15 protein-coding genes are annotated in these 15,307 nt (G+C 61.3%); 8 read left to right on the forward strand and 7 right to left on the reverse strand.

All coding sequences use genetic code 11. The features are described 5' to 3' along the window. The first annotated feature begins 75 nt into the window (after positions 1-75). Positions 76-1,539: a sugar transferase gene (locus ABQM86_RS16370; protein ID WP_280623399.1), complete on the forward strand. Its 1,464-nt coding sequence runs from the start codon at positions 76-78 to the stop codon at positions 1,537-1,539. Here the strand turns inward: ABQM86_RS16370 and ABQM86_RS16375 are convergent. Continuing rightward, complete coding sequence (locus tag ABQM86_RS16375) at positions 1,533-2,918, reverse strand: O-antigen ligase family protein (protein WP_369744947.1); 1,386 nt, start codon at positions 2,916-2,918, stop codon at positions 1,533-1,535. The two genes, ABQM86_RS16370 and ABQM86_RS16375, sit on opposite strands and share 7 nt — an antisense overlap. Before the next feature lie 84 nt (positions 2,919-3,002). Then, complete coding sequence (locus tag ABQM86_RS16380) at positions 3,003-4,112, reverse strand: hypothetical protein (protein ID WP_280623401.1); 1,110 nt, start codon at positions 4,110-4,112, stop codon at positions 3,003-3,005. 410 nt (positions 4,113-4,522) lie between these two features. Between ABQM86_RS16380 and ABQM86_RS16385 the strand changes: the two genes are divergently transcribed. Genes ABQM86_RS16385 through ABQM86_RS16405 form a run of 5 tightly spaced genes read left to right on the forward strand, consistent with a single transcriptional unit; the run spans position 4,523 to position 8,776 of the window. Then, complete coding sequence (locus ABQM86_RS16385; RefSeq protein ID WP_369744948.1) at positions 4,523-5,548, forward strand: glycosyltransferase; 1,026 nt, start codon at positions 4,523-4,525, stop codon at positions 5,546-5,548. After that, positions 5,545-6,588 (forward strand): glycosyltransferase family 1 protein, encoded by a 1,044-nt coding sequence (locus tag ABQM86_RS16390; protein ID WP_280623403.1) that lies wholly within the window; start codon positions 5,545-5,547, stop codon positions 6,586-6,588. The genes ABQM86_RS16385 and ABQM86_RS16390 overlap by 4 nt, the downstream gene beginning before the upstream one ends. Then, positions 6,585-7,229: a polysaccharide pyruvyl transferase family protein gene (locus ABQM86_RS16395; RefSeq protein WP_369744949.1), complete on the forward strand. Its 645-nt coding sequence runs from the start codon at positions 6,585-6,587 to the stop codon at positions 7,227-7,229. Before ABQM86_RS16390 ends, ABQM86_RS16395 begins: the two co-directional genes overlap by 4 nt. 39 nt (positions 7,230-7,268) lie before the next feature. Beyond that, positions 7,269-7,643, forward strand: a complete 375-nt coding sequence (locus tag ABQM86_RS16400; protein ID WP_369744950.1) for a hypothetical protein — start codon at positions 7,269-7,271, stop codon at positions 7,641-7,643. Then, on the forward strand, positions 7,640-8,776 hold the full coding sequence (locus ABQM86_RS16405) for a hypothetical protein (RefSeq protein WP_369744952.1): 1,137 nt from the start codon (positions 7,640-7,642) through the stop codon (positions 8,774-8,776). The genes ABQM86_RS16400 and ABQM86_RS16405 overlap by 4 nt, the downstream gene beginning before the upstream one ends. Before the next feature lie 28 nt (positions 8,777-8,804). Here ABQM86_RS16405 and lepB read toward each other — a convergent pair whose 3' ends face one another. From lepB to ABQM86_RS16425, 4 genes are all read right to left on the reverse strand, one after another. Then, the gene (gene lepB, locus ABQM86_RS16410; protein ID WP_369744953.1) at positions 8,805-9,509 is read right to left on the reverse strand and encodes a signal peptidase I; all 705 of its coding nucleotides are present in this window, start codon (positions 9,507-9,509) and stop codon (positions 8,805-8,807) included. Between the two features lie 2 nt (positions 9,510-9,511). Then, on the reverse strand, positions 9,512-10,630 hold the full coding sequence (locus tag ABQM86_RS16415; RefSeq protein WP_369744954.1) for a PqqD family peptide modification chaperone: 1,119 nt from the start codon (positions 10,628-10,630) through the stop codon (positions 9,512-9,514). Between the two features lie 152 nt (positions 10,631-10,782). Further along, complete coding sequence (locus ABQM86_RS16420) at positions 10,783-11,424, reverse strand: hypothetical protein (protein WP_369744956.1); 642 nt, start codon at positions 11,422-11,424, stop codon at positions 10,783-10,785. Positions 11,425-11,615: 191 nt separating this feature from the next. Continuing rightward, entirely contained in the window at positions 11,616-12,500 is an 885-nt protein-coding gene (locus ABQM86_RS16425) for a helix-turn-helix domain-containing protein (RefSeq protein ID WP_369744957.1), read from the reverse strand. Positions 12,501-12,640: 140 nt separating this feature from the next. Here ABQM86_RS16425 and ABQM86_RS16430 point away from each other — a divergent pair, with 140 nt between their 5' ends. Together ABQM86_RS16430 and ABQM86_RS16435 are read left to right on the forward strand one after the other, a co-directional pair. Beyond that, positions 12,641-14,170: a polysaccharide biosynthesis tyrosine autokinase gene (locus ABQM86_RS16430; protein WP_280623410.1), complete on the forward strand. Its 1,530-nt coding sequence runs from the start codon at positions 12,641-12,643 to the stop codon at positions 14,168-14,170. Further along, positions 14,167-14,796, forward strand: a complete 630-nt coding sequence (locus tag ABQM86_RS16435) for a hypothetical protein (protein ID WP_369744958.1) — start codon at positions 14,167-14,169, stop codon at positions 14,794-14,796. The genes ABQM86_RS16430 and ABQM86_RS16435 overlap by 4 nt, the downstream gene beginning before the upstream one ends. On the opposite strand, the gene ABQM86_RS16440 is transcribed toward ABQM86_RS16435, so the two are convergent. Beyond that, positions 14,793-15,215: a VanZ family protein gene (locus ABQM86_RS16440; protein ID WP_369744959.1), complete on the reverse strand. Its 423-nt coding sequence runs from the start codon at positions 15,213-15,215 to the stop codon at positions 14,793-14,795. The genes ABQM86_RS16435 and ABQM86_RS16440 overlap by 4 nt on opposite strands. Positions 15,216-15,307: the final 92 nt, after the last annotated feature.

Below are 15,307 nucleotides of genomic sequence, written 5' to 3' on the forward strand. Positions count from 1 at the left end.
TGTGTTGTGGTGCGGGGTATCACGGATCACCACAAGGAAACTCCGCGCTGCCACTCTGTTCTTGAGCTGACCGCAATGACTGCCTTTGTTTCTGCCTCCCGCGACGTCGCTTTCGCTGCGGGCTCTACATGGTTGCGCACCCAAAGCATCAAGATGCGATTCCTTGATCTTGCCTGCGTTGTCATAGCTGTAGGTGGAGCCCATCTGCTGCGGTTCGGCACCGAAGATGTGACCGTTGCCGGCGGAGACGCGGAGCTGTCGTACTCGACGCTCTCCGTTGTCCTCATTCTCACGTGGACTGCCGCGTTGGAGTTCGGCGGCACGAGGGACCGCAAAGTCCTCGGCACCGGAACTGACGAGTATAAGCGGGTCGCCGTATCATCACTGTGGCTCTTCGGATGCCTGGCAGTCGTCTCCTACGTCTTCCAACTCCAGACGGCACGGGGATACGTTTCAGTGGCTCTCCCCCTTGGCGTCGTGCTGCTCCTTTTGGTCCGGTTCGCCCAACGGCGGACCCTGCACCGAAGCCGGCTTGAGGGCCGGAATCTTCACAAAGTGCTCCTGATCGGTGCGTCCAACAACGTCAATCACTTGTCAGACAAGCTGAATCAGCACATAGTGTCCGGGTACAAACCCGTTGCAGCCCTCCTCACCGAACCAGGGTCGACGGCCAGAACAAATTTGCCCGTCCTTGGCTCCTCTCCCAGCGTGGACATGGTCCTCGACTCCATCGGTGAGTCCGGAGCAGACACAGTGGCGGTCTGCGGCGGGGCACACTTGGACCCTGCCTTCCTGCGGCAGCTGGGGTGGGCACTCTCCGCCCGCGACATCGGCATGATCGTAGCCCCTGCACTCACTGACATCTCTGGTCCCAGGATCCACATGCAGCCGGTAGCGGGGCTACCACTGATCCATGTCACAACACCGAAGCTCAGTGGCATGAAGGCGTTCGCAAAACGGGCTTTGGACGTTTGCCTTTCCTCCTTGTTGCTCCTGCTGCTCTCCGTGCCGATGCTGGTGATAGCCATCCTGGTCAAACTGGACAGCCCCGGGTCTGCCTTCTTCTTCCAAGAGCGGATCGGCAAAGGCGGCCAGTCCTTCAAAATGATCAAGTTCCGCTCGATGCGCAACAATGCTGAGACCTTGCTGGAGGCTTTCCAAGCCCAAAGCCAGGACAGCGTCATCTTCTTCAAGATGAAAGACGATCCCCGGGTCACCCGTTTGGGTGCATGGATTCGGCGATACTCCATCGACGAGCTGCCACAACTCCTCAACGTGCTCAACGGAACCATGAGCCTTGTTGGCCCGCGCCCACAGGTGGCCCGCGAGGTGGAAATGTATGACTTCGCCTCCGTCAGGCGACTCTTGGTCAAGCCGGGCATGACCGGACTGTGGCAGGTGAGCGGCCGCAACGATCTTTCACTGGAAGAGTCCATCCGCCTGGATCTTTACTACGTTGAAAACTGGTCCTTGGCCCAGGACATCGTCATCCTCTTCCGGACGGCCAAGGCCGTGGTTGGGAAAGACGGAGCCTACTGACCCCGTGTTTCCATCAACGGTTGCTTCGACTCGACGTCGTCAGCCGCCAGAAGGGCGAAGAATGTCCAGATCGGCAAGAACGTCCATGACGACTGTGTGGAGACACCAAGGGCTGTGAAGACAGCCAGCATGCCCAGCAAGGATGCATTCCTGAAGTTTCGCCACAGAAGGACCAGAATAAGGAGTCCAAAGGCGATAAGAGCGACGTAGCCAAGTTCAGCCGCTACGTGGGCGTAGGCATTCTCCGCAATGGGACGCGTCTGGTCCGTGGAGTAAATCCACGGCAACTGACGGCCGCTGACATATTGATCGAAATAGGCGCCATAGCGTCCAGGACCCACTCCAAAAATGGGATTGTCGGAACTCATATCAAAGGAAATCTGGGATTTCACTCCGCGCAGGTTCAATGACGTTGTGGCGTATTGGTAGTCCGGAGCAAATTCGGTAAAACCGATCTTTGCCAACTGCCTGCCAAGGGTGGTCCTCAGGCTGTCAGAAAAAAGCAGCGCCAAAACCCCAACCAGTGCCGTCGCGATCAAGGGAACCAGCACCTTGGAAAACTTGAGGATGACTATCATCGCAATTCCAACAGCAAGTCCTGCATAAGCCGTGGTCGATTGCGAATACAGAATTGACAGGGCCGCAACCACCGCAGCCAGGTAGCTTCTGTTGTACAGGGCCACCAAAATTGCTGCCCCGGCGAAGAAGCCCAGGTGTTGCCCCTCCAGGAAGGGTCCTGAACGAAGAGTCTCCACCGTGTCATCGACGCCCAGTGTCCGGAAGCCAAGGGTGCCGATCAGTTGGGTGTTTCCGGACAGGGCTGAGGCCCACTGCATCAGGACTGCCGATCCGCAGAGCCAGATCGATGCGACGATTGCCCGCACAGTCCTTTGTCGATCCACACGCCGGAGGACAGACCAGTAGCACAGCGCCAGAAGAGCGTATCCGCTGTACAGAAGGAGATCGGTTTCGTAGCCCCTGTCATAGCCAACCGATCTGAGGCCACCGCTGCCGGGGGTGAAATTGACCAAGGCAGAGAAGACGGTCGCAATGGCAAGGACAGCCACGGCCACACTGGCGAGGTCCCGTTTTCTCCTCATGGATCTCCGGCCAAGCACATACGTGGCGATGCCCATGATCCCGAAAATTTCACTGATCTTGAGGGGGAAACCCACCGGCACGGTCAGCGCATACTGGAACGGCATGAAGACAACGCTGAGCAGCATGAAGCGCTGGAACCACGGCCCTGTGGTCGGTATCTCCCCAAGAGTCTCCGGCTTGGACCTCAGCACTGGTGGCTTTTCCGGTGAGGCGTCCGTGCCCTTCGCCGCGATGTTCGTGCTCACAGCGCCCGCACCGTAACTGATCTGATTCCGCATACAATCGCCCCTGAATTCCTTCGGCCCCCATGACCGATCATTCGCCCTGCATTCCCGCAAACTTCACTCGTTCAACACCCTCTCCTACCAGCGGAAGAGCTTCGCAATCCGCCGGAACCTGGCGCCGACGAGACTTGGTGTGGAACGTCCCGCCCGGCCGTCGGAAGCTGCCAGGACCTCAGCCTGGGGCCATACCGCACGCCTGATGAAAAGCAGGCGTTCTTCGGCTGGAAGGGAGCGGAAGATCATCCAGTAGGCCCGCCACCAGCCTTTGCTTTCCCGCCATTTCCAGTTCAGGGGAACTTCGTGATCAACCCGAAGATGGGCCGTTGGGAAGGCAAGCCGCAGGGCGGGCTCGAGGACGGCTGAAGCCTTCACGCTGTTGGCAAACTGCAGCACCTTTTCTCCCCCGAGCCTCAGCGTTTCAGCGTGCTCTCCAGCTCCCACCGCCGTTTTCCCATGCCTTGCTTCCGGCCGGAGATCGTGGAGGGCGAAGATGACTGCGTGTGCCGGGAGGTCGGGCGTCAGCATCGGTACCCCCGCGAACAGCGTGGCTTGAGAGCTTTCCCTCACCCTGCCGAAAACGGCAGCATCGTCTTCCGCGCATCCAGGAATGTGGCGATGCACGTCCAGCTCACAGCCCCACGACCCAGGTTCAAGGGCCACCGAATGGTTGAAGGAGAGCCCGGACCACTGGTCCGTCCTTCCGTTCCAACCCCATGCTTCGAGTGCGGAGCAAAGAACCTCAAGATGTGCGGGATCGGCCCAAACATCCACGTCACCGGAATGCTCCCTTTCCCGCAAACCTTGGCGGTGGAGCATTGGCCCCTTAATGGATATGGCGTCAACTCCATGGTCGCGGGCCACGCTGGCAACCAACGCGTAGACCATCTCATGGACGGGCGAGGACATCCACGGCACCCTGAGTTCGAGTATCCGTGCCGGATGTGACGGGTCCTCGGATGCGATGCCCGCCGCCGCGAACTCCCGGACCAAGGCCTGCTCAGCATCATCGAGGCCAGTGTCAGGCACCGGACCATCCATAAGCTTCCGCCAGAGGACGGCCGGCACGTCGGCCAAACCTATGGGTTCCGACGGCATTGTTGGCAAAAGCATCAGTTCAACGTCCGTCTGATTCTCGTGCCAGCCACGGAGGTCCAGTGCGCCATAGGCGATTGCTACCCAGCTCGTCATTCGCCGCCCTCCCCTGGGACCGTGTGAACGGCGTGGAACAGCTCGAGATTCCCGCACGCATCTGTAATTTTCAGTCCTGATAAATCTACCGCAATTAAAACTGCCGGATTAATCAGGACGCTTACAGTAAACAATCCGCACAAACCCGAATATGCCCGGGCATCGGTTATCCTTGACTTTGGTCGAACACCAGACGGGCTCCGTTGTTGGTACCTCCCTCACATCAGATTTAGGGTGAGGCACTGCCACGGGCCGGGAGTCTACATCTGATGCGCCGATGAATGGGGGAGCGTGGCAATCTTGGAATTTTGGCATGGGCTTTATTACCAGCCGTGCAATGGACAAATCGACTCGGCGTTCACGCAAGCAGGTGCCGGTTGGTAGCCGCTGATTCCAGTCGGATTCTTCATGTGGTTGACCGCATCGATGGCGGGGTGCCAAAAGCTGTCCGGAGCTACATTGAAAACAGCCCCAAGGAGTTCATCCACCTGGTTTTGTCGCCTTTTCAGAAAGGGCAGCCCGCCCCTGTGTGGCAGGGCTTGGCCGTTGAGCACCACGATCTGGGGCCAGGGCTCTTCAAACGCATTGCCACGGTTGGTACCACCGTCGACCTGCTGATGCCCCAGGTGGTCCACGCGCACTCCAGCTTCCCCGGCCTCTACACCCGCGCGCGGCGCATAGCGGCACCGGTGGTCTACGAACCTCACTGCTTCAAGCATGACGACCCAAACACTTCTCCAGTGAAGCGGGCACTCTTTCGAGGTGCCGAGAGATTCCTCGCACCAAGGACCTGGAAATTCGGGACACTGTCTTCCCACGAAGAGAACCTGGTGCGTGCGCTTAGCCCGTCAGCTACCTGCGTCCCCATCCCAAACCTGCCCACAGTCGCCTCCCGCTCAGCCGGGCATGGGCCCCTGACCAGTCAGGCCGTACCGGTGATCTCCATGGTGGGAAGAATCGCCCGGCAGAAGGACCCTGTGTTCTTCAGCGATGTTGCCGCTGCTCTGCGGAGCAAGGTGCCAGCCGTGCGCTTTCAGTGGATTGGGGATGGCGATCCGGAACTGCGAAGAGGCCTTGAACAGGCCGGAATCCAAGTCACCGGCTGGCTCGACAACCACGGAGTGGCCGAATCCCTCGCTTCCAGCAGCGTCTACGTTCATTCCGCCGCGTATGAAGGCTTCCCCCTCAGCATCCTCGATGCCGCTGCCCAGGGCGTTCCCATTGCTGCCCGCAGCATCAGCGCCCTCGGAGACTCCGGCTTGCTGCAAGCAGATGATGCCGACGGAGTGGCCGGTCTTGTCGCCGCCATCCTCAGCGATGCCGGGACAAGAGAGCTTGCGCTGGCGGCGAACCGTTCCCTGCTGGCCCGCATGAATCGTTCGACCCTGCACACTGCTCTTCGTGACCTCTATGACCTGAAAGGGCCTGATCGTTGAACCGACTCAAGCAAGTGTCGTTCCCGTCCCGGATTCTCTCCCGCCACGTTGGCGGAAACACCACCTATGCACGGGAGATCGCCAAAGGCCTTGAGCTGAGGGGCGTCGAGATCAGCCAACTTCGCTCATCGAAACGTGCGGCACTCACCGCCCTCATGGAGACATGGCAAGGTCTTACGGTGCCCGCGAAACCTGGCTTTGTATTGCACTACAGCGCTGACACTGGCCCGCTGCTGCCCACCCGCGCTCCCTCGGTGGTGACCGTGCACGGTGTTGCGAGCCGCTGGATCACCACGGCGAGATCGGCCCGGCAGGAAATGATCTGGCGAACCCGGGTCCAGCGGGCCATTCAATCAACGGATGCGGTCATCACTGTCTCCAAGTCCAGTGCAGACGATGTTTCCGAGGTGTTCGGCATGGACCCGGCCCTTATTACGACGATTCCCCACGGCATCGACACTGAATACTTTGCGCAGCCACGGGCTCTTAGCGACCGGCTTCAGCACCTTCGCTCCACTCCCTACGTGCTTTACCTCGGAAACATTGAACCCCGGAAAAACCTGATTGAACTTGTACGTGCGTTCTCGCTGCCCCAACTTAAGGATCTTGGCGCAAAATTGGTGATCGCGGGAAAACCCGCGTGGAACGCGGCTGAGACCATGACCGCGATTGAGTCTGCTGGAATCGAGCATCTGGGTTTCGTTGATGACGACGAGCGGGTGGCACTCATGCAGCATGCAGCCCTCTTCGCCTTCCCCAGCCTTTACGAGGGCTTCGGATTTCCCGTTCTCGAAGCCATGGCCTCCGGAACTCCCGTCATTTGTTCGGACCGCGGCTCCCTCAAGGAGGTGGCAGGTCCGGCCTTCCTGTTCGAAGACACCGATGCCGACTCAATCGCCCGTGGCATTGCAGGGGCTCTCGGCAGTTCCGCAGGAACCGGGCACTCACGGGATGCCGGCTTCGCTTGGGCGAAACGCTTCAGTTGGGATGCCAGCGTGGACGCGCATACCGAGGTCTACGAGCAGGTGTTGCAGCGATGAAAGTCCTCATTCTCCATGGCTACAGTGCTGACAACATCGGCGACGGCATGCTGGTCACCGAAGCAATCGAACTCCTCACCGCGACCTTCCCGGCCGAGGCCATCGATCTCACACTGTTCGCTTCCGATCCTGGGAGTTTTGATCTCCCTGGCGTCTCACTGCGTCGAAGCAAGCCGTCCCTCCGCGGCTATGACCGTGACTACCTCGCGACCCTGCGGAATCTCGACAGCTTCGACCTCATTGTGGGCGTTGGCGGTGGGTACCTGCGCGGCGGAAACTGCGTTGAGCTGGCCAAAGCGCTTCTGGTCCATGGTGTCCAGTTGCGGGCAGCCAGCCGGCATGGAGCAAAAGTTGTCTATCTTCCCCAAAGCATCGGTCCCCTGAGGCTGGGCAGTGCCCCTCGGTTCAGGCGGCACCTGGGCCGGCTCAGCCGGGTCTGGGCCCGCGATGACCGCACGGTCCAGGAGCTTGGGCTGACGTCTGTCGTCCGACGCGTGCCGGACATGGCAGTCCTCCGCGTTCCGGCCCGGACCACACAGCCAGTGGAAGCCACTCCTGTGTACTCGGTACGAAACCTTCGTGGTGGCCTCCCTGCTCCCATCATCGAGCTGGCGGGCTTGGTGGGGTCCTTCGACGGTTAAGTACAGAGTCAAACCGGTGGAAATCAGGACCTCTCCCCCATGCAGAGCCTCAACCCGCGGCGGATCCTCAGCCGCGGGGATTTCCTGAATGGCGCTTCCGCCAAACGGGTGGTGGTTGCCGTGCGCTTGCACGCTGCCCTCATGGCCTTGCAGGCGGGCCACTATGTTATTCATCTGTCGTACGAGCGAAAAGGCTTTGCTGCGTTCGAGGATCTGGGCCTCAAAGAGTACGTCCACAACGCGTTCAGTTTTGATCCGGAGACGGTTCACGCCCACATTGACCGTCTCCTGAACAGTGAGACGGCCCGCGAAGAATACGACGCTGCGGTCAACCGTTCTGCCGCAAGAACGGACGAGGCCTACGAGGCACTGGGGGCAAGCCTTCGGGACGCGGTCTTGGGCGTCACGGCATGACCACTGCTACGGTCACCCGGAGCAACGTGCTCCAACCGCTGGTCATGGTGGCCTCAGGAGCTGTTACGGCCATCGTCCCAGCGGCATTCCAGGCCGTTGCAGCCCGGCTTTTCGCCCTTGAAGGCCAGGCCCAGATAGCACTTGTCCTAAGCATCGGCGCCTTTTGCGCCGGTGTGATCGCCGCGGGTCTGCTCGAGCCACGAATGGCCGATTCCCGTTTGGCCGACAAGACGTACATCCCGGCCTGGGCCACAGCGTTGGGCGTTGCGGGAACACTGGCAATGGTCATTTTCCCCAGCTCAATTGCGGTCCTGGCGTTTGGCCTGCCCTGCGCCATGGTGGCCCTCCAGATAGGGCGAATGCATGCTGCCTATACGGCTGGGTGGAAGATGGAGGCCTTGACTGCTGCCGCGTTGGTCCTGGGTGCGGGCACTTCCTTGGTCCTTGCACAACAAAATTCACCGTGGGCGGTCTCTGTTTTAGCCGCATCCATGGCAGCGGCCATCGTGATCAGGGCCCTGAGGACCCCCTATAAAGCGTCGGGGCGCCCACGTTTGGCCCCAACCGCCTGGATCACCCTTGAAACTGCCATGGTGGCCCTGGTCCCGTTGGGCATTGTGGCCACGGTGTACCTGCTTCAACGGGATGAGGAAGCTGTTGCCCTCAAGGCGACCATCACGGTCCTCGGAGCACTCCAGCCCATCCTCGGGTACATGCGGACGCGGCTGCTCGGAGCGGAATCGAGAAGCCTGACGCTGGGCATGTCCGCCCTCAGCGTCCTGGCCATTGCGCTCATCCTGGTCCTGGAGGTTCTTGGCGTGTTCCAGGCCCTGTTCGGCTCTGCCTGGAACGTGGTGACTCTCGGTGCTCTGTCACTGGCGTGTCTTTGGAAACTGGTCAGCATCCCCGGCACCCTTCCCTTCACCTACCTGCGTCGCGCAGGGATGGTGGGCCAGGTTTTCTGGATCAGGATTGTGTCGTCGTTGTTGTATCTCGCAGTCAGCGTGGCCTTGATCCTCTGGAGCGATTCACTGGCGGTGCTTTTCCTGGGACTCACCATTGTGGAATCGGTGACAGGTGTATTGCTGTACGCGAGATACCGTTCGGTCTCCAAGGCGCTGCAGCAGGCCTGACACGTCGGTCCGGTTGGCAGACGTAGGGTCAGGAATCCAAGGCTCCCCACTTATCGAAGGGGAAGACGAGCCAATCCACACGGCCCGTAATGTCCCCCCGGTGAACAGTTCTGACGCAGTCGGGAGGGGCCGCGGGGTTTCTGCATGCTGAGACGGAATCTTCCGAAACAGAGCGGTGATCCCCCAGCAGCAAATACTGCCCCTCACTGAGGATAAGTGGCGCAAAGCAGCGCGGTGACTCTACCGCCGTCGAGCAGTCAAGAGATCCCGCGTGGAGGGGGAAATCCTGATGAATGTACGGTTCACTGATGGCAACCCCGTTGACCTTGACCGCACCAGCGGCATCACAGCATTCAACGGTGTCACCGGGCACCCCGATGATCCGCTTGACCAAGTACTCGGTGTTGCCAGGGCCAATGCCGGTCAGTTCACCAAACCAGCCCACGCTGGTGCGCAGGAAGCTGCGGTCAGGCGCGGGCCCCCAGCCCGGCGGTTTGCGGAAGACAACCACGTCCCCGCGTTCAGGCACTGAAGCGAAGTACGCAGTCCGGTTTACCAGCACGCGGTCGCCGACGTTGAGGGTCTGCTCCATGGAGCCGGTGGGCACGTGATGGATCTTCACCAGGAAGCCTTGGACGAGTGCCACGAGGATCAAGGCCAGCAGCGCATGGCTCCACGGCGAACGAAGCAATCGACGACGCCGGCTGGCAGCTTTCGCAGTATCGGGACCCATTGTTATGGGGCCGGGGAGCGAACGAGCAGGCCGGCATCCGCGAGAGTTGAAAGAATCCCCACCACTGCTTGTTCGAGCTTCTGCTCAGGTGGAGCACCAAACTGGCGCTCCACCTCCCGTGCAAGCGAAGCAAAATCACGGCCCTCACAGAGCGACTTCCAGACCAGCGGCCCCACTCCATCAAGGACGTGGACAGTTCGGTTGGCGTCCAGGACGGCGGTCAGCCCACCGGCTTCCACGGCGTCCAGCACCGGGGCAGGTAGATATGACTCCGGCGCCAGGGGACTCACCACGCCCGTGGTTTCCCCTGTGGGCAGGACGGCCTCCCACGCCTCAGGCGGCTCCCACGCCATCAGCTCAGGGATGAGGGGCAGGACCTCAAAGGCCTCACTGTAGGTGACCCGCCGAAGCGCGCCGCAACGATCGACGTGCGATGCAATGGTTTGGAGCGGTTTGTCCATGTCGGCCAGATAGCTGATCTCCGGGACGATCTCGACCAGGGCTTCGCATAACCCCAACGTCTCAATCCGGGGCGCACCGGAATAACCATCGCGCCGGGAAACCAGCACCAGCCCGGCAAGGGCAAGGGACGCAGCGGGCAGCTCACCAAGACCCAGGACAGAAGGGGCCAGTTGCTTTTTGTACGCCTCGCCGGGCTGGATGACGGACAGAGGTTTCCGGTAGGGATGCACTGTACCGTCGGCCTCGATGCCTACGGTTTCATCGGTGACGTAGCCATATTTGGCACCGAGGTGCCGGGCCAAGGTGGTCTTGCCCCTCCCGGACGGACCAATGAACGCCAGCACCTGACCGGAGGGGTGCGCGATTCCGGCGGCGTGCAGCATCAACAGGCGGCCGCGTTGCGCCTCGATAGCTGCCAATGTGGTGTGGGTGGAAAGCTCCGCTACGGAACCTGGGAGCCCGTCGTCGTCCGGGAAAGCCCAGAGAAGCTCGGCGACAATATCCTTAACAACCGGGATCGCTTCCTTTTCAGGCATGGCATCGGACCAAGGCCCGTGGAGTTTTTCGAAGCGCACTTCATCAAACTGTTGTCTCGAAAAATCGAATCGAATCCTGACTAAACCGCCCAGCGCATTGACCAGGATCTCATCAGTCTGCATTTCCTCCACCTAAGATCAGCCGGCCATACCAACCGAAAAGGGATTACCGTTGGAGGCCTTCAAATACCCTAATCCGCATTCCCGGAACGCACGAAAACGCGCCAGCCCTTCTGACTGACGCGCATTCGCCTGAAATGTTCTTCGAAAAGGCCCTAGAGGAGACCCGCACCGACGGGAACGGAGATTTCGCTCGTGGCAGTAAGGGTGCGGCCACCAATAACCACGGTGACCGTGACGGGGAATGTTGCCAAAGCGCTGATACCAATTCCAGTGCTGACACCCGCAAGGCCGAAGACGATGGGAAGGTTCAGCGTGCCATTGCTGGGGACGGTGACGGGAACGTTGTTGGTCCACGTCGTAGCCGGGAAGCCGTACTGTCCAATAATGGGGGCCGACTGGTAGACGGCAGTGCGCTGTCCGGCGGTAGTGAGGGTGCCGTCGAAGGAGTACACGCCAAAGCCGCGAGCCCGGCCAACGCTGATGTTGATGCCGGCAGGGCGGGCAACAGACACTGTCACCGCGGCAGTCTCCGTCACGGCACCCGGACCGTTGGTGAAGGTCAGGGTGGTGGGAACGGTGACCAGGGCCGTGGCCGTGAGCGTTCCGCCGCCGTCCAGCAGGGCGAGGGAAAGGAGCGAAGTCGAGGAGGCCGTAAAGGCAAGGCTCAAAGTGTTCACGGACGCTACGGCAGCCGGGGCAGCAACAGCGGCAGCAATGACCGGCACGGACCAGGCGGCACCCTTGACTACGGCGCGGCGGGAGTGCGGCTTGGAAACGGTGACTTCGTCGCTCATTGTTCTTCTCTCAACTCGGAATGAAAACCATCGGTTGGAATCCAGCACATGCCGAGTTCCCCCATCAGGGATAGACATTACCCACGTGTTTTTGCCGGAAAGTCCAGATCTGGCCCTCGCCCGAAGTTTTGTCGCTCAACGGTTCAAGGTCTGCGCGGAACGTCCTCTGTGCCCGCCACAAACGTGAATCTTCACGGCTGGGAAGCGTCAACGCCCCGGCGTTCCCTGAGATCCCGCGGCCCGCAACCATACAGCTCATCCAACGCCCTGCGCAGGGCGGCCGTTGTACCGAATCCGGTCTGCTCGGCAATTTGTTGGACGCTGAGGACGTCATAGCGGGCATCCGTGAGCAGCGTTCGTGCCAACCTGCCACGCTGCCTGCGAATCTCCGCGGCAATGGAGTTTCCCACCTCCGCGAACGCGGCCTGCACCCGCCGCAATGACGACTGGACAGCCTTGGCCACGGCCTCGGGATTAAGCTCCCGGTCAGCGCATCGCTGGGCAATTACCGCCATGGCCTGGTCCCTAAGCACCGACGTCAAGGACGTGGAATCCCAGGAAACTCCACAGTGATCCAGCAGGAGGCTGCCCGTCAGTTCAAGCAGGATCTGCTCGGTGGCGTACAGCTCAATGGCAGAACCGTGCCGGGCAGGCTGATTCAGGATGGCCCCGATGAAGGCCTCAGCAGCAGCATCGAGCCGGGAGCGGACGGGGGTGACGGTTACGCTGTCCAGTGCATGGGGGACGAAAGTCTCCGCCGCGCTTCTCTGGATCCGGATCCGTTTAGCGTCCGCGTCCCCGACGAATGGCGAGGGCAGGCCCCTGCCGCCAGGGACAACAACAACCGATTCGCCGCCCGGGAGGTGCGTCCCTGAGTGGGGATCCCGGATAAGGCCGGACGCGACGAAATAAATGTCCACGGTGTCGTCATGTCCCGTGGCATCGGGGGCAGTGAAATCGCCCGAAAGTGAGCTAATGGTCAGCTCACCAAAAACGCATTCGGCATGCCTCTGAAGACCGTGTTGATCCTGCGCGAAGTACACCGCTCCCATTTGGAGAAAGTCAGTATCCTGCATTTGTCATAAACCCCCCATCCCACCGCGAGGTGGGTATCCCCTTTAGGTCAGCACGTTACGATACTTACAACGCAGTGCAAGAACTGCGTTCTTTTTGTGTCGACGTGTCGACGCCACACAGCATCAGGGGGACCAATTTCATGGAGCTCACGGACTATTGGAAGGTCCTGCGGGCACACTGGATTTCAGTGATTGCCATTACCGTGTTGGGTGGAATAGTCGCATTCGGCTGGACTTTGACCCAGACCAAGGTCTTCAGCGCCGATGCCAGCGGCATCATTTCGGTAGGCGTCAATAAAGATCTTGGTACGGCCATGGCCGGCGAGAGCTACTCCAAGTCCCGCGCAAAGTCCTACTTGGACGTCGCGAAATCCCGGTCCGTGGCGGAAACCGTCATCCAGGACCTCAAGCTCCAAGGCACCACTCCTGAGCAACTGATCAGCCGTATTTCGGCCCAGAACCCGCAGGACACCGCCACCCTCAAATTCTCCGCACAGGCCAGCAGCCCGGAGGATGCCCGCGACCTGGCCGAGGCCTGGGTCCGGGCCGTCGGGGAGCAGGTTGCCGAGCTTGAAAAGGGCAGCAACAGCAGTGAGACGTCCATCGTCAGTTTCCGCTCGCTGGACGCCGCACAGCTCCCCACCACTCCGACATCCCCCAATACCAGGCTCGCGCTGATGATTGGCGTCGTCGCCGGCCTGCTGCTGGCCATCGGGTATGCGCTGCTGAGGAACATCTTCGACCGTCGCGTCCGTTCGGCAGTCCAGCTCGAGGCTGAGACCGGCGTCGCCGTCATCGGAACCATTCCGTTCCACAACAATTTCGACGGCGTCAACCGCCTCGTGTTGTCCCGCGGCGGCAACGATCTTGAGAACAAGAACCACCAGGACTACGCCGTCGCCGAGGCCATCCGCGAACTGCGGACCAACCTCCAGTTCATGGACGTGGACGAGCCTCCCCGCATCATCGTTGTCACCTCTGCCCTCCCGGGTGAAGGAAAGACCACCGTGGTGGCCAACCTTGCCCAAACCATCGCCGCCTCCGGGCAGCGTGTTGTTGTGGTGGACGGCGACCTCCGCCGCCCCACCGTGGCCAAGACGTTCGGGCTGCTGACCAATGTAGGGCTCACAGATGTCCTCATCGGCAGGGCCACCCTCAACGACGTCCTGCAGCCCTGGGGCGAAAGCGGCGACCTCTTTGTGCTCGGCGCCGGCTCTGTACCTCCCAACCCCAGCGAACTTCTGGGGTCCAACGTCATGCGGGCCCTACTTGAGGACATTGCCAAGCACGCGATCGTCCTGGTGGACGCCCCACCGCTGTTGCCCGTCACCGACGCAGCGATCCTCACCGCCCGCACCGACGGAGCCCTGGTAGTCAGCCGCGCAGGCAAGACCACCTACGACCAATTGAAGCGTGCCCTGCAGAACCTCGAACGCGTCAAGGGCAGGCCCCTGGGTCTGATCATCAACGGCGTTTCCCGCAAATCCTCCAAGGGCGAGGACTACGGCTACCAGTACTACACGTACTACAACCGCAAGGACACCGGTGAGGAAGCGGCCAAGGCCAACCACGTTCCCGCCACGGAATCGACTCCCGTGGCCGCGACAGAGCAGGTCCAGCTGACCGACCAGCGCCGTGGCCGCCGCCGCGAAAGTACCAACGCCCTGTGACCCTGACCAACCAAGGTGCCCATCCGCCGTCGTCCATTCTGACCGTCTGCACCGGCAACATCTGCCGGTCGCCGCTGGCCGAGCAACTGATCCGCGCCCAGCTCCATGACAACGGCCTCAGCAGCCTTCAGGTGGTGAGTGCAGGCCTGCATGCTGCGGAAGGGGCGCCCATGGAGCCTCTTCCCGCTGCCCTGTCCAGGGAGTACGGCGGCAACCCGAACGGCTCGGTGGGCCGGCAGATCTCGGCCGGGGTTGTCGAGGCGGCCGGCCTGGTGCTGACCATGACCCGCAAGCAGCGCGACGAATTGGTGAAGAAGTATCCGGGTGCCGCGCAGCGCGCGTTCACCATGGCCGAGTTCGCCCGCGCAGCAGCTAAGGTACCTGCCGGCGAAGGCATGGCAGCTCCGGCCGCCGCCAGCTGGGCATCGGTAACAGGCGCAGTGACGAACACCCCCTTGGCCGGTCTGGTCAGCCGAACGGCAGCCATCCGGTCCACCGCCGAACTCCGCGACGAGGACGATATCCCGGACCCCATCAACGCCAGCGAGGCCGTGCACCGCGACGTTGCCCAGCGCATAGCCGGGCACTGCAAGGACGTCGCCGACATCCTGCGGAAGCACCTCTAAGCAATAGCCGTCGCAAGCCTCTTCATCACCGCGAGGCCCAGCAAGGCGCCCAGGGTGTTCGCCACAACATCCGACAACGCTGTGACCCGCCCCGGAACCACCAGCTGCACCGTTTCGATCAATGCCGACGATCCGACGGCGAGCAGCCCCGCCGCCCACCAGTTCCACAGCGCGGGCCGGAGGAGGCGGAGAAACGCCCCGAACGGGATGAACAGGACAATGTTGGCAGCGAACTCCACGCCCACTGCGGCGGCGCCGATCGGCAGGCCGAGCATCGAAAGCCACCCGGCGATGACCCCCACAAACCCAGTGACGGTGCTGGCTTCACGCGCCGGCAGGAAGACCACCAAGGCCAACGCCACCAGATATGCGCCGAACATGACCTGGATCCAACGACGGGCGACCTTAGGGTAAACCACCAGCAACCTCCTCCAGCGTGTGCGTGCCTGCAGCCATCAACTATAGGGGCGAGCCGCCTCTGCCCTTGATTTGTCAGGATTCCTAGCGGCCT

This window comes from Paenarthrobacter sp. AMU7, assembly GCF_041200195.1.
Lineage (GTDB): Bacteria > Actinomycetota > Actinomycetes > Actinomycetales > Micrococcaceae > Arthrobacter.